The sequence below is a fragment of the Streptomyces sp. NPDC044033 genome, from assembly GCF_056434425.1.
The window spans coordinates 122246-145033 of the sequence record NZ_JBWKFF010000022.1 but is presented as its reverse complement, the minus strand read 5'-3'; the positions used below and the strand labels follow the sequence as shown (position 1 = coordinate 145033).

The window sequence follows — 22788 nt, the reverse complement described above, 5'->3', positions numbered from 1 at the left end:
CCGGTGCCGGGCCCGAAACGCTTCGGTGATCCGACAGCTACGAGTGGCCCGCTCCAGCGCCCGAGCCCGACTCCGTGACCCGGGCGCCTACGGGCCCCCGGCACCACCACCGTGACCCGCGCAGTCCACGGACGACCGCCGGGCTCACAACGCCCCGGCAATCCAACGCCTACGAACGACCCACCCCAGCACCCGAGCCCGACCCCACCACCCAGCCGCTACGGACCACCGGCACCAGGCCCCGGCACCGCCTCGGCGATCCGGCCGAACCGGATCGCCCGTAACGCGTCACCCGCGGGCCGGTCCAGGAGGATCGCCGAGGCGGTGCCGACCGGGAGGCGGCCGGACTCCACCGCCGCCACCAGCCGCGCCACGGCCCGGCAGTGGCGCGCGAAGGCGTACGCGGAGACCCGGCGCCCCCGCTGGGCCTGCCCCGTCAAGGCCTCCGCGACCGGTACGTCCATGATCAGCAGCCGTAGCGCGACGCCCCGCCGTCTGGCGTCGCGCGCCAGCCAGTGGCGCACCCAGGCGAGCGTGCCGCAGTCGTGCACGACCACGCTCGTGCCCGAGTGGAGCGCGCGCCGCAGCCCCGTGTAGTGGGAGAGCCGGACCAGCGGGCGGTAGAGCCCGTACGGCACGTACGCCGGCATCCGGCGCGCCCAGCGGTCGCGGGCGTCCTGCGAGTCGACGCGCCAGACGATCCCGCCGCGGGCGTCCAGCCCCGGCACCGCCCGCCGGATGAGGGTGGACTTGCCGCTGCCCGGCAGGCCGGAGACGACGAGCAGGTCGCCGACGGGGAATCTCAGCTCGTGGGCGGTCGCCGTGCCGCGCAGGTCCGCGACCGCGGCCGCGGCCGGGGGCCGCCGGGGGCCGGGCAACGCCGGCCTCGGATACGTACGTTGCGCGTGCACGGTGATCGTCCTCCCCGGTCCGGTCACTGCGGGCTACCCGAAGAGTGTCAAGAAAAGGTAATGCGCTTCAAGGGCGGGCCAAAACGATCGGCCGCCCGTCCGGGGGTTTACAGCGGACCGTCGCATGCGATGATGTGCCCGCAAACTGCATATCGGCCGCTCGTAGTCCGCGCGGGAGAGTCCCGGTCACGCTCCGTGCACCGGGCGCCGAAGGAGCAAGTCCTCCCTTGAATCTCTCAGGCCCCGTACCGCGCAGGCGAGGCAGATCTGAAAAGCGGGCCGCCGTGCCATCGGCGGTCCCACCCAAGGTGCAAGCCGAGGGGCCCGGCCGGGCCTCCTGGTGAACCTCTCAGGTTCCGATGACAGATGGGGAGGCGCGTTCTTCGTGTGCTTCTTCCAAGAACTCGCCACCGTCAGCCCGGGAGCCTGAAACATGACCGATTCCCCTCGCCGTACCGCGCTCGACGCGACGCATCGCGCGCTCGGCGCGACCATGACCGACTTCGCGGGCTGGGACATGCCGCTGCGCTACGCGAGCGAGCGCGACGAGCACCTCGCCGTCCGCGGCCGGGCCGGGCTCTTCGACCTCTCCCACATGGGCGAGATCACGCTGACCGGCCCGCAGGCCGCCGACGCCCTCGACTACGCCCTGGTCGGCAACATCGGCAAGGTCGCCGTGGGCCGCGCCCGGTACACCATGATCTGCGACGCCGAGGGCGGCATCCTCGACGACCTGATCGTCTACCGCCTCGGCGAGCAGGAGTTCATGGTCGTCGCCAACGCGTCCAACGCCCAGGTGGTGCTGGACGCGCTGACCGAGCGCGCGGCCGGCTTCGAGGCGTCCGTACGGGACGACCGCGACGCCTACGCGCTGCTGGCCATGCAGGGCCCGGAGTCCGCGGGCATCCTGAAGTCGCTCACCGACGCGGACCTGGACGGGCTGAAGTACTACGCGGGGCTGCCGGGCACGGTCGCGGGGGTGTCCGCGCTGATCGCCCGTACCGGCTACACCGGCGAGGACGGCTTCGAGCTGTTCGTCCGGCCGTCGGACGCCGAGCGACTGTGGCAGGCGCTGACCGAGGCGGGCGCGGGCGCGGGGCTCGTACCGGCGGGGCTGTCCTGCCGGGACACGCTGCGCCTGGAGGCGGGCATGCCGCTGTACGGGCACGAGCTGACCGCGGCGACGACGCCGTTCGACGCGGGGCTGGGCCGGGTCGTGAAGTTCGAGAAGGCGGGCGACTTCGTGGGCCGCGCGGCGCTGACCGCGGCGGCCGAGAAGGCCGAGGCGGCGGCTCCGCGCAAGCTGGTCGGGCTGATCGCCGAGGGGCGCCGGGTGCCGCGCGCCGGATTCCCGGTGGTGGCGAGCGACGGCTCGGTGATCGGCGAGGTCACCTCGGGCGCCCCCTCCCCCACGCTCGGCAAGCCGATCGCCATCGCCTATGTGGACGCGGCGCACGCCGAGCCCGGTACGGCCGGGGTGAGCGTGGACATCCGCGGCAGCCACGAGCCGTACGAGGTGGTCGCGCTGCCCTTCTACAAGCGTCAGCGCTGACCGGGACCCGTACCGCCGCGCCCGTCGCGTCTCACGTGTCAAGACCCGTTGCACAAGCACCCACGCGTATCCAGGAGAATCGAGTCATGAGCAACCCCCAGCAGCTGCGTTACACCAAGGAGCACGAGTGGCTGTCGACCGCCGATGACGGCGTCGCGACGGTCGGCATCACCGAGTTCGCGGCCAACGCGCTCGGCGATGTGGTCTACGCGCAGCTTCCCGCGATCGGCGACAGCGTCACGGCGGGCGAGACCTGCGGTGAGCTGGAGTCGACGAAGTCGGTCAGCGACCTGTACGCCCCCGTGACGGGCGAGGTCGTCGAGGCCAACCAGGACGTCGTGGACGACCCGTCGCTGGTGAACTCCGCCCCCTTCGAGGGCGGCTGGCTGTTCAAGGTGAAGATCACGGACGAGCCGGCGGTGCTGCTGACCGCCGACGAGTACACCGCCTTCGCGGGCTAGCCCGCCCGTACGCCCTCCGCCCTCCGCTTCCCAGGAAGAACTCATGTCTCTGCTGAACAGCTCCCTCCATGAGCTCGACCCCGACGTCGCCGCCGCTGTCGACGCCGAACTCGACCGCCAGCAGTCCACCCTCGAAATGATCGCCTCGGAGAACTTCGCTCCGGTCGCGGTCATGGAGGCGCAGGGCTCCGTCCTCACCAACAAGTACGCCGAGGGGTACCCCGGCCGCCGCTACTACGGCGGCTGCGAGCACGTCGACGTGGTCGAGCAGATCGCGATCGACCGGGTCAAGGCGCTCTTCGGCGCCGAGCACGCCAATGTGCAGCCGCACTCCGGCGCGCAGGCCAACGCCGCCGCGATGTTCGCGCTGCTCAAGCCCGGTGACACGATCATGGGTCTGAACCTCGCGCACGGCGGGCACCTGACCCACGGCATGAAGATCAACTTCTCCGGCAAGCTCTACAACGTGGTCGCGTACCACGTCGACGACGAGACCGGCCAGGTCGACATGGCCGAGGTCGAGCGGCTCGCCAAGGAGGCCCGCCCGAAGCTGATCGTGGCCGGCTGGTCCGCGTACCCCCGCCAGCTCGACTTCGCGGCCTTCCGCAAGATCGCCGACGCGGTCGGCGCGTACCTGATGGTGGACATGGCCCACTTCGCCGGCCTGGTGGCCGCGGGGCTGCACCCCAACCCGGTGCCGCACGCCCATGTGACCACCACCACCACGCACAAGACCCTCGGCGGTCCGCGCGGCGGCGTGATCCTGTCCACCCAGGAGCTGGCCAAGAAGATCAACTCTGCGGTCTTCCCCGGCCAGCAGGGCGGCCCGCTGGAGCACGTGATCGCGGCCAAGGCGGTGTCCTTCAAGGTCGCGGCGACCGACGAGTTCAAGGAGCGCCAGCAGCGCACGCTGGACGGCGCCCGCATCCTCGCCGAGCGCCTGACCCGGTCGGACGTCACCGAGCACGGCGTGTCCGTACTGTCCGGCGGCACGGACGTGCACCTGGTCCTGGTGGACCTGCGCAACAGCGAGCTGGACGGCCAGCAGGCCGAGGACCGGCTCCACGAGGTCGGCATCACGGTCAACCGCAACGCCGTCCCGAACGACCCGCGCCCCCCGATGGTCACCTCGGGCCTGCGGATCGGCACCCCGGCGCTGGCCACCCGCGGCTTCGGGGCCGAGGACTTCACCGAGGTCGCGGAGATCATCGCCGCGGCGCTCAAGCCGTCCTACGACGCGGCGGAGCTGCGCGGCCGGGTCACGGCCCTCGCCGCCAAGCACCCGCTGTACCCGGGTCTGAAGTCCGCGTGAAGTAACTGATCAACCCGCGAGTACGGGGCACCGCGCACACTGGAAGCAGAACAGTGCACCGGTGCCCCGTCCCATGCGCCCCGTCACGGCGCAGCACCAGCGCCGCACGGCGCCCCTCACCAGGGCGCCATCCCGCGGCCCCAGCAGTGCCCGCACCACCCACCACGAGCAGACAAGGGGTCCGCCACCGTGGCCATCTCCGTCTTCGATCTCTTCTCCATAGGCATCGGTCCGTCCAGTTCCCATACGGTCGGCCCCATGCGCGCGGCCCGAATGTTCGCGCGCCGGCTCAAGAACGAAGGCGTGCTCGCCCACACCACGTCCGTACGGGCCGAACTCTTCGGCTCCCTCGGCGCGACCGGGCACGGCCACGGCACCCCCAAGGCCGTACTCCTCGGTCTGGAGGGCCACTCCCCGCGGAGCGTGCCCGTCGAGACCGCGGACGACGAAGTCGACCGCATCCGGCGGACCAAGCGGCTGCGGCTGCTCGGCGCGGAGATCGGCGACACCCACGAGATCGACTTCGACGAGCCCCACCAGCTCATCCTGCACCGCCGCCGCTCGCTGCCGTACCACGCCAACGGCATGACCCTCTTCGCGTACGACGAGGAGGGCCTGCCGCTCCTGGAGAAGACCTACTACTCGGTGGGCGGCGGCTTCGTCGTGGACGAGGACGCGGTCGGCGAGGACCGCATCAAGCTCGATGACACGGTCCTGAAGTATCCTTTCCGCACCGGCGACGAGCTGCTCCGCCGCTCCCAGGAGACGGGCCTGTCGATCTCGGCCCTGATGCTGGAGAACGAGAAGGCGTGGCGCACGGAGGACGAGATCCGCGCCGGCCTGCTGGAGATCTGGGGCGTCATGCAGGCGTGCGTATCGCGCGGCATGTCCCGCGAGGGCATCCTGCCGGGCGGCCTCCGGGTCCGCCGCCGCGCCGCCAACTCCGCCCGCCAATTGCGCGCCGAGGGTGAACCGGCGGCCCGCGCCATGGAGTGGACCACCCTCTACGCCATGGCCGTCAACGAGGAGAACGCCGCGGGCGGCCGCGTGGTCACCGCCCCCACCAACGGCGCCGCCGGCATCATCCCCGCCGTCCTGCACTACTACGTGAACTTCGTGCCCGGCGCGGACGAGGAAGGCGTCGTCCGCTTCCTGCTGGCCGCGAGCGCCATCGGCATGCTCTTCAAGGAGAACGCCTCCATCTCCGGCGCCGAGGTCGGCTGCCAGGGCGAGGTCGGCTCCGCCTGCTCCATGGCCGCGGGCGGCCTCGCCGAGGTCCTGGGCGGCTCCCCCGAGCAGGTCGAGAACGCCGCCGAGATCGGCATGGAACACAACCTCGGCCTCACCTGCGACCCGGTCGGCGGCCTCGTGCAGATCCCCTGCATCGAGCGCAACGGCATGGCCGCGGTCAAGGCGGTCACGGCGGCCCGCATGGCCTTGCGCGGCGACGGCCGCCACCATGTCTCCCTCGACAAGGTCATCAAGACCATGAAGGAGACGGGGGCCGACATGAAGGTCAAATACAAGGAGACGGCTCGGGGCGGGCTGGCGGTCAACGTCATCGAATGCTGATTGACCTGCGATAACCCCGGAACGGTCGTTGACTCCCGTCATGCACGCGCGTGGCGGGAGTTCGGCCGCCAAGGGGTCTCCAGGGAGTTTCAGCGATCATGCGGCTTTCGGCCACCACATCTGCATCGCCTGACGCCCGCACTCATCGTCAGCGGGCAAGAAGTGCACATACTTACGCAGCGTGAACGCTGGATCCTTGTGCCCGAGCCACCGCGACACGGCCACGATGCTCACGCCGAACCTGAGCTGAGCGGTCGCGAAGGTATGGCGCAGGACATGAAAGCCGTTCTCGCGCGAGGACTCATACCCTGACCCCTTGGCCGCCGTATCACGTTCGGCGATGACCCCGGCCGCGGCCAGAGCAAGGCCCGTACGACGTCCTCGGTCGAGGCCGACGAAGCAGCGAACGAGGCCCTCCTGCGGTTCCACCGCGGTTGGGCGCGGGGCGCGGACGGCCGGGACCGCGGGGAGATCGGCCCGGACGGACAGCGCGGACCACTCCGTCCGGACGGTGAAACTCCTCCGGACGACAAGCCCGCTTCTGACAATCCTGAGGGGGAAGTTTCTCCCGTTGCGCGGGCAGCGGGCGGTCTGTCAGGTGAGGGACCAGACCCCGTCCCGGACGGCGGGGATGCGTCCGAGGATCGGGAGGCCGTTGACGAGTGGCTGGCAGAGTTGTTGCCTATCGCACGGGAGGCTTCTCGGCAGGCCGGACGGATCAGCCGGGACACGATCAAAGAGCCGGTCCGCGCTCATACGGCGATCAGCAATGACAGGCTCGGCGAACTGGTCGCGACGCTGCGAAAGGAAGCGGAGGAGGCAAGGAGGTCTGCTCCCGCTGGTAGCGCCAGCGCACCCTGGTGATCTCATTTCGAAGATGAATCCCTCACGGCTGCTGCAAGGATTGGATCCGTCCCAGCAGCCGCGTCGGGCGATGACCAGGAAGGAATGGCCGTGCGACGACGCCGAGACAATGCAGCGGACGCGGCTGCCCGGTACGAGGCGGAACAGGCAGCGGCCGGGCTCGCGCTGCACCTTCAGGCCGGCGGTGCCCTGTCCCCGATTCCCGTACCGGGGCTGATGCTCGAACCGGGCGAGATGGCGTACGCGGACGTCGCATGCGGAACGGCTCGGCTCTATGCCACCGATGTCGTCTACCAGCAGGGGGCGGGGTATCTCGAGACTCACCCCACCTTCGGCCGCCAGTGGGTTCCCAACCACCGGCTCGATGCCCGACGCCGCCAACAAGCGGAGGCAGAGGCGCAGGAGCGCCGGCGCGACCTCACCTCTGCCCGCGTCGTCCTCACCTCTGACGGCCTCCGCATCACCTCTGCCCTGGCGCCCGCCGACTGCTCCCCTTCGACCACGTGCTCCTGAGCGGCATCACGGTCACACCTGCTCGCCACGAGTTGGTCCTGTCGTACAGCGTGTGCGCCCCGCTCTTGCTCGCGGGGCAGGCGGCGCTCTGGCTGGGCGTCGCGACCCGGCACCTTTCCCCAAGCACCCCTGCCCAAGAAAACTACTGAACTTGATTGGGTGATGTCGGGTCGCGCGCCTGACAGTGTCTGGGTCGAGCCGGTAGCTGTGGTCCGTGAGATACGCGTAGGGCAGCGGCCTGACCGACGCCAAGAAGGCTGCAAGGGAGCTGACCCGGCTGGAGGCAGTCGGTCACTTCGAGGTTGGCGCGAAGAACAGAGAGATCGCTGCCGCACTGCGGGTGAGTGAGCGGTCTGTGGAACGTCGGCGTCGGCAGTGGCGGGAGCAGAGCCGGGAGGGTGTCCGGTCGAAGGGTTCACCTGGTCGACCGAGACTGTCCGGTGAGCAGGTGGCCAGGAGGGAGCGGGAGTTGGAACGTGGTCCGCTAGCTCATGGATGGGCGGACCAGCGGTGGGCTCTGGCAAGGGTAAAGACGTCGATCGGGCGATTGTTCCACGTCAGCTACACCGTGGAGGGCACGTGGCGGCTGCTCAGGCGACATGGCTGGTCGCGGCAGCAGCCGGCCCGGCGAGCGATCGAACGCGACAATGACGCGGTGGAGTTGTGGAAGAAGGATGTGTGGCCGCGGGTAAAGGCACCGCGGCGGCCCGTGAGGCATGGATCGTCTGCGAGGACGAGGCCAGTCAATCGCTGAGGCCGCCACGGGCCAGGACCTGGGGCCGTGTCGGCCAGACGCCCGTGGTCCGGGGGCGGGGTGCAGATTGAACGTGTTTTGGAAGCCGCCGAAGAGGTGTAATCGACGCGGCTGTCCGCGCCCGAGCCCCATCCTCGCACCAGACTGGGAGGAGGATGGGGCTCGGCCGGACCACCACTACGCGTTACCAATTAGCCAAGGTTATCTGATCGCCGCTACGGCAAGCGGGATACCTGCGACTGCGGCATGTACTACACGCGATACGCGGAGGGACGGCCACATGGCCCCTTTCTTCGTCCGCTTAAAATTCACTTCACCTCATAGCAACTTACACAAGTAAGCGGGCCGTCTCCTCTGTATCTAACCAACACAGGGGGAACCATGAATTCCACTCCTCAGGCTCCGAGAGACCGACGTCTCCGCTTCCGGCTGGACTCATGGCAGGTCGTCATTGCGGCTGTGATCGCGGCTGTCGCTGCTGTGGTCGTCGGGGTCCTCACTACTGGTGGTGAGGACAGGGAACCAAGGAGCCATGGAACATCCGTAACCCCGAGCTCGTCCAGCAGCAAGTGCCCCTTCCCAGCCATACAGCTCAGCGCGCCGGAAAAAGCCGGCAGTACCTTTCAAACGACAGCCACGTTGAACTGCCCGCCAAGTAAGGGGACGAAGTATTACTTGGTAGCGCAGTTGGACAACTTCGGTGACCCGGGAACAGAGCACACTGTCTACTGCCCACGTGATCCGATCGCGCCAGGGCAGGAGGCGAGGACGTACACCACGACGCGCGACATCCAGGAGTCCGAACTCCACTCCAAGCGCGCTATGTACTACCTGAGGGTCACCAGCGGCCAGGAGCAGGAGTTGTTGGCCAACCTGCATGACGGCTGCGCGTTCGAACTCCCGGCAGGCGTCGAGACAGTATCCAACTCTGTCACCGTCGAACGTGCTTGGAAGTGACAGTGGTTACGTAGCGATGCAGGAATTTACTTCCGGGAAGCAACTTCCTGCATTAATTCGGGTTCGAGTTCTTCCCGTACCCCTGCCAGACTTTCTGCGCGACCAACGCTATAGGCGTTTTTGGGTCGCGCAGATTTCGCATACCCGGAGTCTGCTCTACGGCATCCAGGGCTTCCACAAGCAGGTGTACGACTTCGAGTCTGGGGCGACAGTGAGACGTACTGCGCTGATCCTTCCCGGCGTGGTCCCGACTCGGCCGACGGGTACTTCGGGCCCAAGCCGGTTTCCCAGTGGACCTCTTCGGAAACCGGTCAGCGCGTCCCTGACGCCAACGTGGCCTACGCCTCGTACATCATCGGAAAGTACGGCCAAACGCGCTCCGATTCGCGAGCTGCGGCCGTGGATGCGGCCACGTACGAGCTGCTCGCGGGAGGCACCTACGGAATCAATAGCTCGCGCGGCAAGACTCGCCTGTCGTATCCCAACGTGTCCCCCAGCTCACGATCACTGGCGCTGGGTTACCTCCCTGAAGCGAAACGGCTTGCGGGTCCGTACGAGCTGCATGTCCGACCGAAGACACCGGAAGCCGCCGAAGGCACGACCGTGACGGTGGACGTGGATGTCACCTCCAAGTTGTCCGGAGAGCGGGTGCCCGGCGTCAAGGTGGGCCTCGGTGCGGGCTCGTCGAACGGCAGCGTCACCACTGGCACCGACGGCCGGGCCACCTGGACGTTCACGCCGTCGAAGGCTGGCACGGCCACGGTCAAGGGCGCTGCCAGCGGCTTGCCTGGATCACAGCTGAAGACGCTGGCCCCTCACGACACCCGCGCACAGCGGATGCTTCTGGCCGGGGACAAGGCGACAGCTCAGGGCTCCGCGGCCGTCACCGGTCAAGCCCGCCACCGGCGGCCTGGAGATCCATAAGAGTGATCCCGAGGGGGCGCGCCTGTTCGGCGTCGCTTTCCAGCTCCTGGACTCCACCGGGAAAGTGGTCGAGGAAGGCAAGACGACCAAGGATGGTGTTCTGACTTTCGAGGGCCTGGCGCCGGGTAAGTACCGGCTGCACGAGACCTCGACAGGAGACACGGTTCACGAACTCGTGCCCGACCAGGATGTGTTGATCATTGCTGGCCAGTCCGGCTCGGCGAAGCCCATCACGGTCATCGACCCGTTCAAGGAAGCCGAACTCGTCCTGAAGAAGGTGGACAAGGCCACGGGCAAGCCGCTGGTCAACGCGGTGATCGAGATCGACGCGGACGCCACGAACGCCTCCAGGGAGCACCAGCCCGGCAGGAAGATCGCGAATGTGACCACGGGTAAGGACGGCCTGGCGAAGATCAAGCTCGGCGTGGACGTGAAGGCGGGTGACGCGTACTGGGCCAAGGAGATCAAGGCCCCGACGCACTACCAGCTGAACAGCGCTCCAGAACGGTTCATGGCCCAGGCCGGCGTCATGGTCAACCTGACGCTGACCAACGACCCGATCCCGCGACCATGCGCGTGCTGAAGACCGACAAGGCGAGTGGCAGGGCCCTGGGCGGCATGGGCTTCGACGTCTCGACGGTCAAGGTCGATCCGTCCGGTGCCAAGGTCCCGGGAACGGAGGTCGCTTCGGGCACGACGGGTGCTGATGGCAAGTCCCAGCCGATCAAGCTGGACGCCACAGTCGAGTCCGGCATCGAGTACCTCCTCACGGAGACCAAGGCGCCGGAGGGCTACGACAAGATCGTCAAGCCGATCAGCTTCACCGCTCGGGCGGATGCGGAGGTGACCGTACGGGCTCAGGACAGCAAGACCCCGACGCCAACCACTCCGCCTACGCCGACCCCGTCCAAGCCGGGCTCGCCCCCTCCGCCGGCGGCGAAGGGAGGCGGCACGCCGCCGGATACTCCCGCCTCGGGCTCCCTGGCCAAGACCGGGGCCGAGATGAGTCCCGTCTGACCCTCTGGCAACATCCTCCGCATCCCGGGGGAAGCTCACACCGTCCGTGACGTGATCCACCGCTTCAACGAGATCGGGCCCGCATGCCTGGACCCTCAGTGGGCGGGAGGCCGTCCCCGCCGCCTGCTGAGCGGTGACGACGAGGACTTCGTCGTCCAGACGGCCACCACCCGCCCCACCGTGCTGGGCAAGCCCTTCACCCGCTGGGAGACACGGGACGACATCCACGACGCCTTCCTCCGACTCGCCCACTGCATGATCCTCACCCGCAGACTCCCAGCTTTCTGAAAGGACTCCTTAGCCGCATTGGCCGCAGGAGGAGGCACGTTCGCGGCGACGATGGCTTGGCCCTCGGCGTGTTCTCGCTGCTCCTTCAGTAAGGCCCGTACCGCTGAGGGCCGGGGAGCAGAGGCACGGCTTGGCGTATTTAGTCAGCTGGGCAGGAGTGGCCAGTCATCAAACGGAACTGGCGGCTTCCCTACCGATTCGCGAACCGCTTCGTCGGTTCCGCACGTCGTGCAGATCCGTACGTCACGGTCGGTCGTCAGCCGGGTGCGCGCGGGTCGTTCACCGGGGGAGCCGCCGCAGCGCGGGCAACGGGTGTCGGGCACGGTCACTCCTCGGGGCGTTCGCGGGCGGATTTGAGGATCAGGTGCCAGGTCGTGCGGGAGTAGAGCTTCTCCGTCTTGGTCTGGAGGTCGGGGATCAGTTCCGCGTTCGTCGCGCCGGGGTTCTCCGCCAGGGCCCGTTGTGCGAGGGCAAGCCGTTCGTCGCCCTGGTACGGGTATGCCTGTCCGCGGGGGCGGCCCTTGGGGCGTCCGCCGGCGTGGCCGCGGCCTTTGCGTTCGGCTACGTACTTCCACAGCTTCCAGCGCTTCCACTTGGGCCGTTGTCGGCCGCTGGGCAGCAGGTGGTGGCTGTCTGGTTCGGGCCAGCCTTCCGGGGGGTTCTTGAGGTAGTGGGAGATAGTGGTGGAGTCGGCGAAGCCGCAGACGCGGGCGGCCTCGGCCGGGCCGACTTCTTCTTCTGGGTCGCCGGTGAGGTTCGGCGGGTTGGTGGTGGCTGCGGTGGCTCGCTGGCGCTGGAGTTCGTGGTGCCATGTCGCCCAGGTGTCGCCGTCCCAGTGCATGACGCCGTCGACGGTCTCGGCGACCGGTGGGTGTCCGTTGTTCTGGCGGTCTGACCAGAGGTTCTGGAGCGTGGGCTGACTGATCTTGTGGACGCGTTGGAGGTCGGCGCGCGAGTAGAGCGTGCGGCCGTTGTCGCGGTGCACGGGGTTCTCCTGTTCGTACTCGGTGGGGAGGCGGCTCGCGCCGTCACGCGCGGGCCTCGGGGTCGGGGTTCGGCGTCCATGTGCGGGTGCCCGTGGGGCTGATCCGCGTCAGGCCGGCGACTTCGCCCAGGCCGAAGCGGCCCAGTCCTTGCGGCCGGGGTGGTCGGCCAGGAGGTTGAGGACGATGCGTTCTGGGCCGGGCGGGAAGTCCTCGACTATGACGAAGGTGTCGTCCGGTCCTGCGTCGATGCTGTTACCCGTCTTGAGCTTGGCGAAGTCGCCGGGGCGGGGACAGTCGGGGTGGTGGTGGCTTAGCATGGTGTGGTCTTTCTGGTGAGAGACATCGACGGCCAGCGCCTTGTTGCCCTTGTGCGCTGGCCGTCACATTTGTCTGGCGGCCCGGTGTCACCGCTGTGTGAAGCGTCGCGGCGGCGGACGGTGCTGCTGGTCGGGGTGTTGCCCTACCCGATACCAGCTAGTGAATTAAACCACCTTTGTTGCGCTCGGTGGAGCTCGTGGCGGAGAATCCACAGATCTCCGGAAATGGGTCTGCTGGCCCTTGGGTACACCGCGAAAACCGCGTTGCCGCCGTACGGCGACGATGGCCTGGTCCTCGTCCCGTTAATGCCGCGCGCCGGGCACGGCCTGATCGGTGCGGACGTCGCCCGGCGACGGGCTGTCACGGGGTGGGGCGGGGGCGAGTAGCGGTTGCCGATGCATCGTCGCCTTCCGCGCCGTGGCGGGGCGCTAGAACAGCTCGGCTTGCTCGGCGGGGCTTGCTTGTCGGCTGGGTTTGGGCAGCCGGAGTTCGTACCGGGGCCGGCGGGGGTGCGGCGGTCGGTGGGGGTCGGTTCGGTGCCGCGACCAGACCAGCAGCGGGGCGCCCGCCTGTGCCCACTCGCGGGGGTATCCAGCAGCGATCTGGACCCACAGGAGTTGGTTCCTGGGCAGGGCCCATGATTCCCCGAGGTGGGAAGTGATGGGGAGGGACCGCCAGCCGGGGGATGCGTGATCGTGGGCGTCCGAGATCGCGGCGTTGAATGCCGCGTGCCCTGGGCCAGGGGGTACGTCTCCGTCCCAGTCGCAGGCGAGGCAGCCTCCGCGGTACTGGTCGTCGTCCTGCCCGTATGTGTGGCGGGTGAGCAGGGTGGGGGTGTGGTGCTCGGGTGGGTTGAGATCGTGGCCGAAGTCGGAGTAGGCGCCGCCGGGGTGTCCGTGGAGGATGTGCCATGTTTCGCAGGAGCGCACGCCGCGTACGGGGCGGGTGCGGCTGCGTTGGTTGCGTACTTGCCAGTAGTAGGTCTGCCGGGCTCGGGCGCCGCGTGGTTCGGGGTATGTGGTCACGGCTGGTCGTTCCAGAGGTCAGTGCGGACTGTGTGGAGGAGCGGTTCGGCGAGGAACTGCTGTGGGTCCGGGGCGGCTGTGAACCGGTGTCCGTAGGCGCGGCGTATCGCTCGGCGGGCGGCGTGGTGGCGGTCGTTGTTGCTGTTGTACGCGGTGCGGGTGAGGACGTCGTATCCGTGCTGGGCGAGGACGTCTGCAACGAGGGCGCGGGGCTGGACGGGGTCGAGCGTCGTCAGGTCGTCGGTGGGTGCGGCGGTGAGTACGCGGGTGAGTTCGGAGGCGCTGAGCCGGAGTTGCAGGGGGACGCCGACGCGGGCGACGCCGTCCTTGCTGGGCTGCGCGGCACCGCGTCGGCCCGGTGTCCGGGCGGCCGGGGTGGGGTCGTGCTTCGTCGCGTGCATGGTGCTGGGCTTTCTGGTCGTGAACGTCCGGAGATGACGGGGCCGGGGACGGGTGGGCCGTCCCCGGCGGCGGTCGCCAGAAGGGGCAGTTGGCGCGGTCGGCGGCGGTGCGGAGTGCGTGGGCGGCGTCTTCGGCCGTTCGGCCGGGCTCGGCGCTCCACCGGTCGATGAGGTCGCGGTGCAGCCGCTTGGCGGCTGCTTCGAGCGGGTGTCCGCTGGGGTGCTGGGGGCCTGCCGGTCCGGAGGTGTTGCCCTCCCCCGGACCGGCGGGGCCTTGGTCAGCTGCAGTGGAGCGTGTGCCGGGCGGCCGGGGCGGCGTCGGCGAGTCCGGTCCGCTCGCCCCATGCCTGGCGGACGGCGGCGCGGAGTGCGACTCCGTTGTCGTAGACGAACCGGCCTCGGCGCAATCCGCACGCGATGTCGCGGAAAGTGTCCTGGTGCATCGTGGTCAGCGAGTCGTCAATGGGCGTCAGCTCGTGGGGGAACATCACCTGGACGTTGTCGCCGGGCTCCGGGGCACCAAGGGTGAAGTACCAGACCACGGACATGGTGGCCTCGTCCGCGAAGTCCGGCCCGCCGAAGGGGCCGACGACGATGCCGGGGCGGGGGCGGGGGCGGGGGTCGAGCTGGTGGCCCCGCTTCCAGGGGCCGGCCAGTACGAGGGTCGCGGTGGGGAAGTCCTGGACGGTGGGGGTCTATCGGGTGGTGAGCATGTCGTGTCCTGTCTGGTGAGAGGCCCCGCCGGGGGTGTCGGTCGGGGTGTTGCCCTCCCCTTCCGAAATGACTAATTTAACCACATTACCAAGGTTGGGCCAACCAACCGGAGTGTCCCGTCTCGGATGATCTGGTCTCTAGGCAGCGCTGTGACCTGCTGCGACCAGTTCACTTGAGACGACGGGTTGCCGGAAATCTCAGTCGACCTGGCCCCGGTTGCATGGATGGCGAGGGGTGTCTCAGTTGATCTGGTCCGGCTCTGCCTTTTCGAGCTGATACCCGGCTACACCCGGTGCCCGCGTTGGTCGCGCGTGTTCTGTCGCCGCTTCAACTAGGGCCGACCGCATGACTGATCCCTTCCGTCTGACCGCTGGAGGGGCCGGTCGGTGCCGTCTCGCCCAGGACACTGTTGACCGTTTTCAGTGCGGCGATCACCGCGTCGACCTCCGCGTGGGTGAGTGTGGGGAGCATCTGCCGCAGGGTCGATTCGGCTTCCCGGCTCCTGGCCTTCCGGGCCTGGGCGCGCGCGTGGTCGGCGATCTTGGTGACGGTCCGGCGCCGGTCGGCCGGGTCGGTTGCCAGCTCGACCAGGCCCCGCTTGTGCAGTGACGCCACCACGGTGGATACCCGACTCTGGGCGAAGCCGGTGCGCTGAGCGATGGTCCCCACCGGTTGCGGACCGGTGGTGTCCAGGCACTCCAGCACCTGGAGCTCGGTCGGCCCCAGGTCGGAGGCGCCCTTCATCGCCGAGGTCGCGGCAGCAGTGAGCCTCCTGCCGAGATGGTGCAGCTCAGCGAGGTTCATGGGACTGGTCGGCGGTGCCACGCACACCCCTCCTTCGGGAACATCCCCAATGATACATCTCAAGTAATGCATCACCAGAGATGTATCTTTGGAGATGCTTTTGTTCCGGGAGGCACGCTGCCCCCGGGAGCGTCCCCTGGAGAAGACATGACCCGACCGATAGCCCGAGTGCTGCTGTTCCCGCTTGCCATGGCGGCACTGCTGGTCGGCATCTACACCGCCGCCATGCACGCTCCGACCCCGCACCACGTGAAGGTCGCGGTCGCCGGACCACCCGCCCGGACCGGGCCGCTCACCGCCTCCCTCCAGAGGGCTCTCGGCGACGCCTACGACGTCAGCACCGTCACCACCGCCGACCAGGCCCGCCAACTGGTCGCGGACCGGGCAGTGGCCGCCGCCTACCTCCCCGAGCCGGAACCCGCCGACCGCAGCTCCGGTACGGCCAGCACCACCTTCGCCCAGCCGCCGCACCCCGACGGCCCCGTGCTCTACGTCGCCTCAGCCGCCAGCACCGCCCGCGTCAGCCTGGCCGCGGCGCCGTTCGAGAACGCCGCCGTCCAACAAGGCCAGTTCCTCCAGGTCCGCGACCTGGTCCCACTCAGCGTCCACGACACCAGCGACACCAGCACCATGTACGCCGCGATCGGCCTGACCCTCGCGGGCTACCTGTCGGCGGTCATGCTCTCGACCGTGTTCGGCACCACCCTCACCCGCAGGCGCACGCTGGCCGCGCTCGCCGCCTTCGGCGCCGTCGCCGCACTCGCTGTCTGGCTCATCACCGGACCGATCCTGGGCGCCGTGCACGGCTTCGCCCCCGCCATCCTCGTCACCGGCTGGCTCACCGTGATGGCCGTCGGCACGGCCACCCTGTTCCTGTCCCGCTTCTGCGGACGGATGACCGCGCTGCCCGCCGTCGGGATCTTCATGTTCCTCGGCATGCCCGCCTCCGGAGCCGCGCTGCCCATCGAGACCCTGCCCGCACCCATCCGGGCCCTGCACGACCTGCTGCCGCTGACCTCAACCTCCGGCAGCCTGCGCCAGATCATGTACTTCGCCGGCGACGGCATCGGCCGCTACTGGCTCGCCCTCGCCCTGTGGACCGTCACCGGCCTCCTGATGACCATCGCGTACGACGCCATCAAAGCCCGCCGTACCGGCCACCGAAGCGACACAACTGCCGTGCCCCGCCGGACCGCTGAACCCACCCCTTCCCACTGACCGCACCACGGCACACGCCCACCGCAACACTCCAGAACGAGGCCGACCCCATGACCGAAGCACCACTGCCATTCCACGACCACAACACCGAGCCGGCCCGGCAGCCGGGCGACCCGCTGGCACTCCTGGCCACCGAAACCGAACTGACCGGCCTCGACTTCACCGGCCTTGACCTGCGCCACGCTCTGCGCGGCACCCCGTGGCCCCGCACGTTCACCCGCTGCACCTTCACCGAAGCCAACCTGCGCGGTGCCCACCTGGCCGAGGCTGTCTTCACCGACTGCACCGCCGTGGCAGCCGACTTCACCGGCGCCCTGCTCGATCAGGCCCGCTGGCAGGGCGGCAGCGCCGCCGGCGCCAAGTTCACCGACGCCGACTGCGGCGACCTCGTCTGCGACGGCGCCGACTTGGCCAACACCAAGTGGGGCGGCGCCCTGCTCGCCGACTCCTCCTTCACCGGCTGCCGCATGATCGGAGCCCGCCTCACCGGCCACCGCGGCCTGGGCCTCCACCTCGCCCGGTGCAACCTGGCCGTCGCCAACCTCAACGGCCTGAGCCTGCGAGGCGCCCACCTCGTCGGCATCCGCTTCACCGAAGCCGACCTCGGCGGTGCCGACTTCCGCGACTGCGTCCTCGAAGACTGTCGACTCGCCGATGCCAACCTACGGGCCGCCACCTTCACCGACGCCGACCTACGCGGTGCCGACCTCGGCGAACTCACCATCGCCACCGCCGCACAGTTCCGCGGCGCGGTCATCTCCCCCGACCAGGCCGCCCAAATCTGCGCCGCCCTCGGCCTCAACGTCATCGACTGAACCCCGCGCATCTCAGCTGATCTGGTCCGTCGCCGATGGATCGAACCAGATCAGCTGAGATCGAGACCAGGTCGGTTGAGACAGGACACGGAGCAAGTTCGCGGCGCCCCTCGACGGCTGTGACAGAGCGTCCTTGTTGGCCAGTGAGCATGGCACTTGGCCAGTTGAGCGGTGGGGCTGCGGGAAGCCGAGAGGTATGGCACCCCTCGGCGTGTTGATCTTGTCGACGATCAGTTGGCCTATCTGCGCGCAGGGCCCTTCGAGTTCGGTGTCGGCCGGGCCTGCCGCAAGCAAGGTGTCGGCCTTCCGGTGTTGCTGGCGGTGCCGGGCGCGGAGCCAGCCTTGCTCCGCGCCCGGGTGAGGCGCCCGTCAGCCTCTACTGCCGCCAGGGCGCCCTGCGTCGGCGCCGTTCACCGGAAGGCTCGCGGCTGTGCGGGCTGCCGGTCGTTCACCAGGTAATCAGCACGTAGCCCGGACCACCTGGGTCGCTGGCCGTCCCGGGGGCGCCGACAGCGGCGGTGGAACCGACCCTTCCTCCGCCGAGGCCGCCGGCTCCGTTGCCGCCCCGGCCGCCGGTGCCGCCGTTTCCGCCGTTGCCGCCCCGGCCTCCGGCGCCGGTCCCGGCGGGCGGGGTGACCTCTCCAGCAGGCGCGGCGACAGCGGCGCCTCCTGTACCGCCCGCACCGCCCCTGCCGCCGGCCTCGCCCTGGCCAGCATGACTACCGCGCTCGCCCTGGCCGCCGGTGACACCCGCAGCGCCCTGGCTGCCGCTCTGGCCCGCGACTCCGCTCGCGCCGAGCACTTTCGCTACGGTCCACTCGTCCTCGCCGCAGCCCCCCGCGATCTTGCTGGCCTCCGGGCCGCCTCCGGCGGCCGTCCCGCCCGGTGCGCCGCCCGCTCCGCCGGGAGACGTTTGGTCTCCGGCATTGCCGCCTTTGCCCCCGCTGCCGCCGGCGCCGGCCGGACCTCCGTTACCCGGGAGCCCGGATGTGCCGCCGAACGCGTCGTTGCTCTCGTACGTGGACCGGCTCATCACCTCGGTGAAGAAACTGCCGTTGCCGGCCCGCACGTGTCCACCCTTGCCTCCCGGGGTGCCGGTTCCTCCCGATTTTCCGTTGGCGGTCACGATCCCGCTGTCGCCACCTCCGCCGGCTGCCCCGGCATTGCCGCCGCCCACCGCGGAGACGGTGCCGAGCGCGACTTGCAGAACTTCACCGGGCTCGACGGGCACGGTGCACGCGATGTAGCTTCCGGCCTGGCCCGATCCGCCGCCACCGCCACCGCTGCCGCCGGCCCCTCCACCGCCGCCACCACCGCCCAGGGTGTCCGGGATTGCCAGGTTCGAACCGCCGCCGCCACCGCCGCCACCGGCACCGCCGCCCCCACCACCGCCCCCACCGGTCCCGCCGTGCGCCCAGAGATGCATGGTCACCGACGTCACCCCCGCCGGCACCGTGAAGTCCGCGTTGTCAGTGAACGCGGCCTGACCGCTTGGCTGCGCTCGCTGAGAGGCGGCCTTCGAGATCTGTGTGCCGACCGCGCCCGCAGGGGGCGGCATGGCCAACGCGCTCGCCACGGCGGCCAGGACCACGAAAGCAGCGGACACGGCGGGCAACCGTCGCCCCCGGCCCGGACTGATGGATGTGGACGGTGTACTCATGGCTTCCCCTCCGCAACGACTCCGTTGCACAGGTACTTCCGCCAAACCAGCCACCACACCCGAGACCGAACCCCAAACCACACGATGTGCTGGCAGCAGGACGGTGTCCTTGACGGTCAACTCTGCGCTCAACTGGCCAGGTAGGGCGCTCAGTCACAACGGCGGTGACGACGGCGCGGATGACGGCGCGGGCGACGGCACGGCCGGTCTCGATGACCCGAACGGCGGCCCCGTGGACCGGGGGCCTCTTGTCCTGGGTGATGACGCCCGCGAGCGGGGGCATGACGGCCGGTCCGGGGGTGATGCCAAGGATGAGCGCGGCAACGTGGGCGGCCGAGGCGACTTCGGCGACATGCTGGCCGGGAAGGGGTGCGTCCGCCTCGGCGATGCGTCGCCACGCGTGGCCGTACAGCAGGATGCGTACGGCGTTGTCCGGGGCCTCTCGACTGAAGTCGAACCCTCCGGACTGCTCGGGGTCCTCGCGGTACGCCTCACGGTACTGAGCGACCAGGACATCTCGGATGGCCTCGTCGACGGGCAGGGCGACAGCAGGCGGCTCGTACGCGTCGCCGCCGGTCTGGCTGATGTCGAAAACCGGCCCGCCTTGAAGCCGGACACCTTCTGCCCCCTCCGCCTCGGCGGCTACCTCGCTGGCGGCCTGCTGTCCCCCGTCGGCGGCTGCGGTCTTTGCGTCCTGCGCGTCTTCGGACCGTCGCTTGATTGGCGTCCATATACGGATGGAGGCGGAGCCCATTACCGGGAAGCGTCCTGCCTTCCGCCAGTCTCCGGAGCTGAGTACGCGGGTGGCGTGGGGGCACTGGGCGGCGATGGCGATGGAGTTGCCGGGGCTGCGGTCGGCCAGGGTCGCGGCTGTGCGCATGACAGTGGTCCAAAATTCCTCGCGAGTGCTGTGACCGGGGTGGTTCACCGTGGTCGGAAGACGGCTTACGGGACGAGCGCGTTCCGCGAAACGACTGGTATTACTGGTGCATGCAGGAAGAAACCGCGCGGTCCGCGATCGACACGTTCATCTCCGCGTTCAACGCCTCGGACGACAGCTATGTGACTGCGCTCCTCTCCCAGGCCCTGACCTCGGACGTGGTCTTCTGGGGGCCGTTGGGCCGCAGCGAAGGGATCGAGGCGGTCGAGCGGTTCGTGCTGGACATCCGGCGCCACCCGGCGGGGACCGGCACGATGGTGCGCTGCTCGGCGGTGGACATGCCCGACGAGTGGGCCCGGTACCAGTGGGTCTTCACCACGCCGGACGGAGGCCCCCGTCTGGCGGGAACGGACGTCGTCCATCTGCGGCGGAGCCTCATCGACCAGGTCATCGTCTTCGCGGGGGAGATCGACCCGTCCGCCTCCTGAGTCATCCTTCTCCTGAACCGGCCCCGTTCGGCCCTCCGGGGCTGCGGCTCGCGGTGGGTCAGGCTGCGGTGTTGAGGGGACGTCCGCCCCAGCGGATGCCTTTCTCGCTACGGGCGCGGGCACGTTCCTTGCGTTCGGCGGCCAGGACGTCGCGGTGGCGGGCGTTGGCGTTGCGCCAGCGCAGGTAGGCGTGCAGGGCCCGGGTCTGCACGGGGTGGTTGGGATGGTGGGAGTTGGCGATGGTGAACTGCCGCAGCGGTCCGAAGTGCGCCTCGATCGGGTTGGCCCAGGAGGCGTAGGTCGGGGTGAAGCACAGTTCGACCTTGTTCTTCTTCGCCCAGCGGCGGATGTCGGTGCCCTTGTGGGCGGACAGGTTGTCCATGACCGCGTAGATGGGTGCACCGTCGGGCCGGGCGGCGCGGATCGACTTCAGCGCGGCCGGCGTGTTCCCGGCGCCCTTCTTGCGGCGATTGACGCCCCACAAGCGATCGTCGCCGACCGAGTAGCAGCCGTGGAAATAGCGCACCCCGTGGATGCGGTGGTAGGTGGCCGGCAGCCGGCCGGGGCGCTTCTTCCTGGCCAGCCGGAGCCCGCCGTGGGCCGAATCCCGAGCGGGCCGAACTCGTCGAACGCAAAGACCCGGTCCGGGAACCGGTCCCCCACTTCCTCGATCCGGTCCAGCTTCGCCTCGCGCTCGGGGTCCGGGGACTCCTTCCACGTCTTGGTGCGCTGGAAGGTGACGCCGCGCCGGGCGAGCAGGCAGCGTAACGCCTCGCGGCCGATGCGGATGACCCGACCGTGGACTTTCCACAGGTAGGCGACGAGCTTGCGCAGGGACCAGCGGGTGAAGGGCTGGCCGAGCTTGGCGGGACGGGTGGTGGCCGTCTGGATGACGAAGTCCTCATCATCAGAGCTGAGCAGGCGGGGACGGCCTCCCGCCCAGTGAGGGTCCAGGCAGGCCAGGCCGATCTCGTTGAACCGATGAATCACGTCGCGGACGGTGTCCTCACATCCAACGGGCCCGCCATCCAACAGTGTGAACCGAAACCCGGTGAACCATCCCGGTCAGAGAACTAGCGACCATCGCGCCGTAAGCGCGGTCCATCACAGCTACGAGTTCACCGCGCATCTTGGCACTGTAGGCACGGCGCTCGTCTTCGGTCATCTTCGACTTGCGGGACATATCACGGTCCTTCCGGTGAGAAATCGGCGTCCGGTGCCAGTCGACCCCGGCGGGGTGTTGCCCTCCTCTTCCGGTATGACTAATTTAACCATATTACAAGGTGTCGGTCAACCTGAACAGGTCCCTTGACCTGCCCTTTTTCCAACCGCCACCCCGCACCCGCCCGGCCGGACCCGGCCACAACGGGGCTGGGCGGGGTTCCCTCCTCGGTCGGACAGCTCCGCCGGACCAGGGTTCCGGGCGCGGTGTCCTGGCTCGCGCAGCGACCGCGAAGCGGCTCGGCCTGGACGCCGCGCCCGGGTTCCTGGTACGCCCCCGAGTGTCCGGCCGAGGAGGGAACCCCGCCTTCACCACCCGCACCACAACGGCGCGGCACCCAACCAACAAGCCCCCACCCCCTCCGAGAGAGGACCCGCCGGAGGCACTGAATCACTGACGCCGGCGCCTCGGTATCACCACAAGGTGGGCCGCACGGTGGGCTTGCCGATCGGCACCTTCGTCGGGGCCGGCGTGGGCTCGACGGGGATAGTTGCTGGCCGTGGTGCCTTTGCTGCGGGGCAGTGTCCGCCTTCTTCCTCCCGCTGGTCGGCCGCATCGCGTTCGGCGCGCTCCTCCTGCTCGGCGAGGGTCGCCGGTCTCCGGTACAGCCGGTGCGCGCTGGAGTCGAGCGGCGGCAGCCTGCGGGCGACAGCCTTCTGGTCGTCGCGGCGCTTGTGGCGTCGGCGAACCTGGGCGAGCCGTGCTTCGTAAGCGGCTCGGTCACTGGCATACAGGCCGGCCGGGTGCAACCGGACGAGTTCAAGGGCGGCCTGGCCCATCGGGCTGGGTGCCAGCACACGGGTGCCGTCGTCCTGGCGGACGGCGACGAGGAATCGGGCGACGAACAGTGCCTGTGTCCGCTCGCGGCTGATCCGGCGGCCGCCGCTCCACATGCCCTGTCGCGCTGCCTGCCGGGCCCGCCCGTCTCGCCAGTACAGGCGACCGGACTGCGCGGCCTCCAGCACCCGGACGTGCCCCGCCGTCCAGCCGAGTTCGGCAACATGTCGTTGGGCGAGATACCGGTTCGCCGCCGCCAGGTGCTGCCCGGAAATGGACCCGTTGGGGTTCGTTGAATGGGTGCCTCACGCCGAGGAGAGTTTCCGGCCGGGTCCGTCGAATGGTGATGCCAGCA

General features: G+C 69.3%; 20 protein-coding genes, 6 pseudogenes and 1 riboswitch. Of the genes and pseudogenes, 15 read left to right on the top strand and 11 right to left on the bottom strand.

Translation table 11 applies throughout. The features are described 5' to 3' along the window. Positions 1-218: 218 nt before the first annotated feature. The gene (locus tag AC07AB_RS32030) at positions 219-911 is read right to left on the bottom strand and encodes an AAA family ATPase (protein ID WP_478574312.1); all 693 of its coding nucleotides are present in this window, start codon (positions 909-911) and stop codon (positions 219-221) included. Positions 912-1073: 162 nt separating this feature from the next. Further along, positions 1074-1172, top strand: a riboswitch (glycine riboswitch). Between the two features lie 172 nt (positions 1173-1344). Between AC07AB_RS32030 and gcvT the strand changes: the two genes are divergently transcribed. The 4 genes from gcvT to AC07AB_RS32010 all read left to right on the top strand — a co-directional run bounded on the left by gcvT (position 1345) and on the right by AC07AB_RS32010 (position 5808). Next, the gene (gene gcvT / locus AC07AB_RS32025; protein ID WP_478574309.1) at positions 1345-2463 is read left to right on the top strand and encodes a glycine cleavage system aminomethyltransferase GcvT; all 1119 of its coding nucleotides are present in this window, start codon (positions 1345-1347) and stop codon (positions 2461-2463) included. Positions 2464-2549: 86 nt separating this feature from the next. Further along, positions 2550-2924: a glycine cleavage system protein GcvH gene (gene gcvH / locus AC07AB_RS32020; protein ID WP_478574306.1), complete on the top strand. Its 375-nt coding sequence runs from the start codon at positions 2550-2552 to the stop codon at positions 2922-2924. A gap of 43 nt (positions 2925-2967) precedes the next feature. After that, the gene (gene glyA / locus AC07AB_RS32015; RefSeq protein ID WP_478574303.1) at positions 2968-4236 is read left to right on the top strand and encodes a serine hydroxymethyltransferase; all 1269 of its coding nucleotides are present in this window, start codon (positions 2968-2970) and stop codon (positions 4234-4236) included. 189 nt (positions 4237-4425) lie between these two features. After that, the gene (locus AC07AB_RS32010; protein WP_478574300.1) at positions 4426-5808 is read left to right on the top strand and encodes an L-serine ammonia-lyase; all 1383 of its coding nucleotides are present in this window, start codon (positions 4426-4428) and stop codon (positions 5806-5808) included. 96 nt (positions 5809-5904) lie between these two features. Here AC07AB_RS32010 and AC07AB_RS32005 read toward each other — a convergent pair whose 3' ends face one another. Beyond that, a complete protein-coding gene (locus AC07AB_RS32005; protein WP_478574297.1) occupies positions 5905-6237 on the bottom strand; it encodes a tyrosine-type recombinase/integrase in 333 nt (110 codons plus the stop codon). Positions 6238-6762: 525 nt separating this feature from the next. Between AC07AB_RS32005 and AC07AB_RS32000 the strand changes: the two genes are divergently transcribed. The 8 genes and pseudogenes from AC07AB_RS32000 to AC07AB_RS31965 all read left to right on the top strand — a co-directional run. Continuing rightward, positions 6763-7185: a hypothetical protein gene (locus AC07AB_RS32000; RefSeq protein WP_478574294.1), complete on the top strand. Its 423-nt coding sequence runs from the start codon at positions 6763-6765 to the stop codon at positions 7183-7185. A gap of 238 nt (positions 7186-7423) precedes the next feature. Continuing rightward, positions 7424-8001, top strand: a pseudogene (locus AC07AB_RS31995) (winged helix-turn-helix domain-containing protein); the annotation flags it as partial. Between the two features lie 319 nt (positions 8002-8320). Further along, complete coding sequence (locus AC07AB_RS31990) at positions 8321-8896, top strand: hypothetical protein (RefSeq protein ID WP_478574291.1); 576 nt, start codon at positions 8321-8323, stop codon at positions 8894-8896. Between the two features lie 333 nt (positions 8897-9229). Continuing rightward, a complete protein-coding gene (locus tag AC07AB_RS31985; RefSeq protein WP_478574288.1) occupies positions 9230-9820 on the top strand; it encodes an Ig-like domain-containing protein in 591 nt (196 codons plus the stop codon). Next, positions 9807-10403: an MSCRAMM family protein gene (locus AC07AB_RS31980; protein WP_478574342.1), complete on the top strand. Its 597-nt coding sequence runs from the start codon at positions 9807-9809 to the stop codon at positions 10401-10403. The genes AC07AB_RS31985 and AC07AB_RS31980 overlap by 14 nt, the downstream gene beginning before the upstream one ends. Beyond that, entirely contained in the window at positions 10391-10837 is a 447-nt protein-coding gene (locus AC07AB_RS31975) for a prealbumin-like fold domain-containing protein (RefSeq protein WP_478574285.1), read from the top strand. The genes AC07AB_RS31980 and AC07AB_RS31975 overlap by 13 nt, the downstream gene beginning before the upstream one ends. Positions 10838-10873: 36 nt before the next feature. Beyond that, positions 10874-11053: pseudogene (locus tag AC07AB_RS31970) on the top strand (helix-turn-helix domain-containing protein); the annotation flags it as partial. After that, a pseudogene (locus AC07AB_RS31965) lies at positions 11036-11125 on the top strand (IS5/IS1182 family transposase); the annotation flags it as partial. The pseudogenes AC07AB_RS31970 and AC07AB_RS31965, both read left to right, overlap by 18 nt. A gap of 325 nt (positions 11126-11450) precedes the next feature. Here AC07AB_RS31965 and AC07AB_RS31960 read toward each other — a convergent pair. The 6 genes and pseudogenes from AC07AB_RS31960 to AC07AB_RS31935 form a co-directional block, all read right to left on the bottom strand. Beyond that, entirely contained in the window at positions 11451-12110 is a 660-nt protein-coding gene (locus AC07AB_RS31960) for a hypothetical protein (protein ID WP_478574282.1), read from the bottom strand. Between the two features lie 43 nt (positions 12111-12153). Then, a pseudogene (locus AC07AB_RS31955) lies at positions 12154-12428 on the bottom strand (DUF6211 family protein). 429 nt (positions 12429-12857) lie between these two features. Continuing rightward, positions 12858-13454 (bottom strand): DUF6349 family protein, encoded by a 597-nt coding sequence (locus tag AC07AB_RS31950; protein WP_478574279.1) that lies wholly within the window; start codon positions 13452-13454, stop codon positions 12858-12860. Beyond that, positions 13451-13855, bottom strand: a complete 405-nt coding sequence (locus AC07AB_RS31945) for a DUF6181 family protein (RefSeq protein WP_478574275.1) — start codon at positions 13853-13855, stop codon at positions 13451-13453. The genes AC07AB_RS31950 and AC07AB_RS31945 overlap by 4 nt, the downstream gene beginning before the upstream one ends. Positions 13856-14133: 278 nt before the next feature. Further along, positions 14134-14538, bottom strand: a pseudogene (locus AC07AB_RS31940) (DUF6409 family protein); the annotation flags it as partial. Positions 14539-14896: 358 nt separating this feature from the next. Continuing rightward, positions 14897-15394, bottom strand: a complete 498-nt coding sequence (locus AC07AB_RS31935) for a MarR family winged helix-turn-helix transcriptional regulator (protein ID WP_478574272.1) — start codon at positions 15392-15394, stop codon at positions 14897-14899. A 126-nt stretch (positions 15395-15520) separates the two neighbouring features. Between AC07AB_RS31935 and AC07AB_RS31930 the strand changes: the two genes are divergently transcribed. Together AC07AB_RS31930 and AC07AB_RS31925 are read left to right on the top strand one after the other, a co-directional pair. After that, positions 15521-16591 carry an ABC transporter permease gene (locus tag AC07AB_RS31930; RefSeq protein WP_478574269.1) on the top strand — a complete coding sequence of 357 codons (1071 nt, stop codon included), beginning with the start codon at positions 15521-15523 and terminating at the stop codon, positions 16589-16591. A gap of 50 nt (positions 16592-16641) precedes the next feature. Further along, positions 16642-17406 (top strand): pentapeptide repeat-containing protein, encoded by a 765-nt coding sequence (locus AC07AB_RS31925; RefSeq protein ID WP_478574266.1) that lies wholly within the window; start codon positions 16642-16644, stop codon positions 17404-17406. A gap of 448 nt (positions 17407-17854) precedes the next feature. Here the strand turns inward: AC07AB_RS31925 and AC07AB_RS31920 are convergent, their stop codons facing one another. Beyond that, entirely contained in the window at positions 17855-19012 is a 1158-nt protein-coding gene (locus tag AC07AB_RS31920; protein ID WP_478574263.1) for a hypothetical protein, read from the bottom strand. Between the two features lie 1044 nt (positions 19013-20056). Between AC07AB_RS31920 and AC07AB_RS31915 the strand changes: the two genes are divergently transcribed. Beyond that, a complete protein-coding gene (locus AC07AB_RS31915; RefSeq protein ID WP_389547361.1) occupies positions 20057-20434 on the top strand; it encodes a nuclear transport factor 2 family protein in 378 nt (125 codons plus the stop codon). Between the two features lie 58 nt (positions 20435-20492). Here the strand turns inward: AC07AB_RS31915 and AC07AB_RS31910 are convergent. Beyond that, a pseudogene (locus AC07AB_RS31910) lies at positions 20493-21442 on the bottom strand (IS630 family transposase); the annotation flags it as partial. 627 nt (positions 21443-22069) lie between these two features. Continuing rightward, entirely contained in the window at positions 22070-22621 is a 552-nt protein-coding gene (locus tag AC07AB_RS31905; RefSeq protein ID WP_478574260.1) for a hypothetical protein, read from the bottom strand. Positions 22622-22788: the final 167 nt, after the last annotated feature.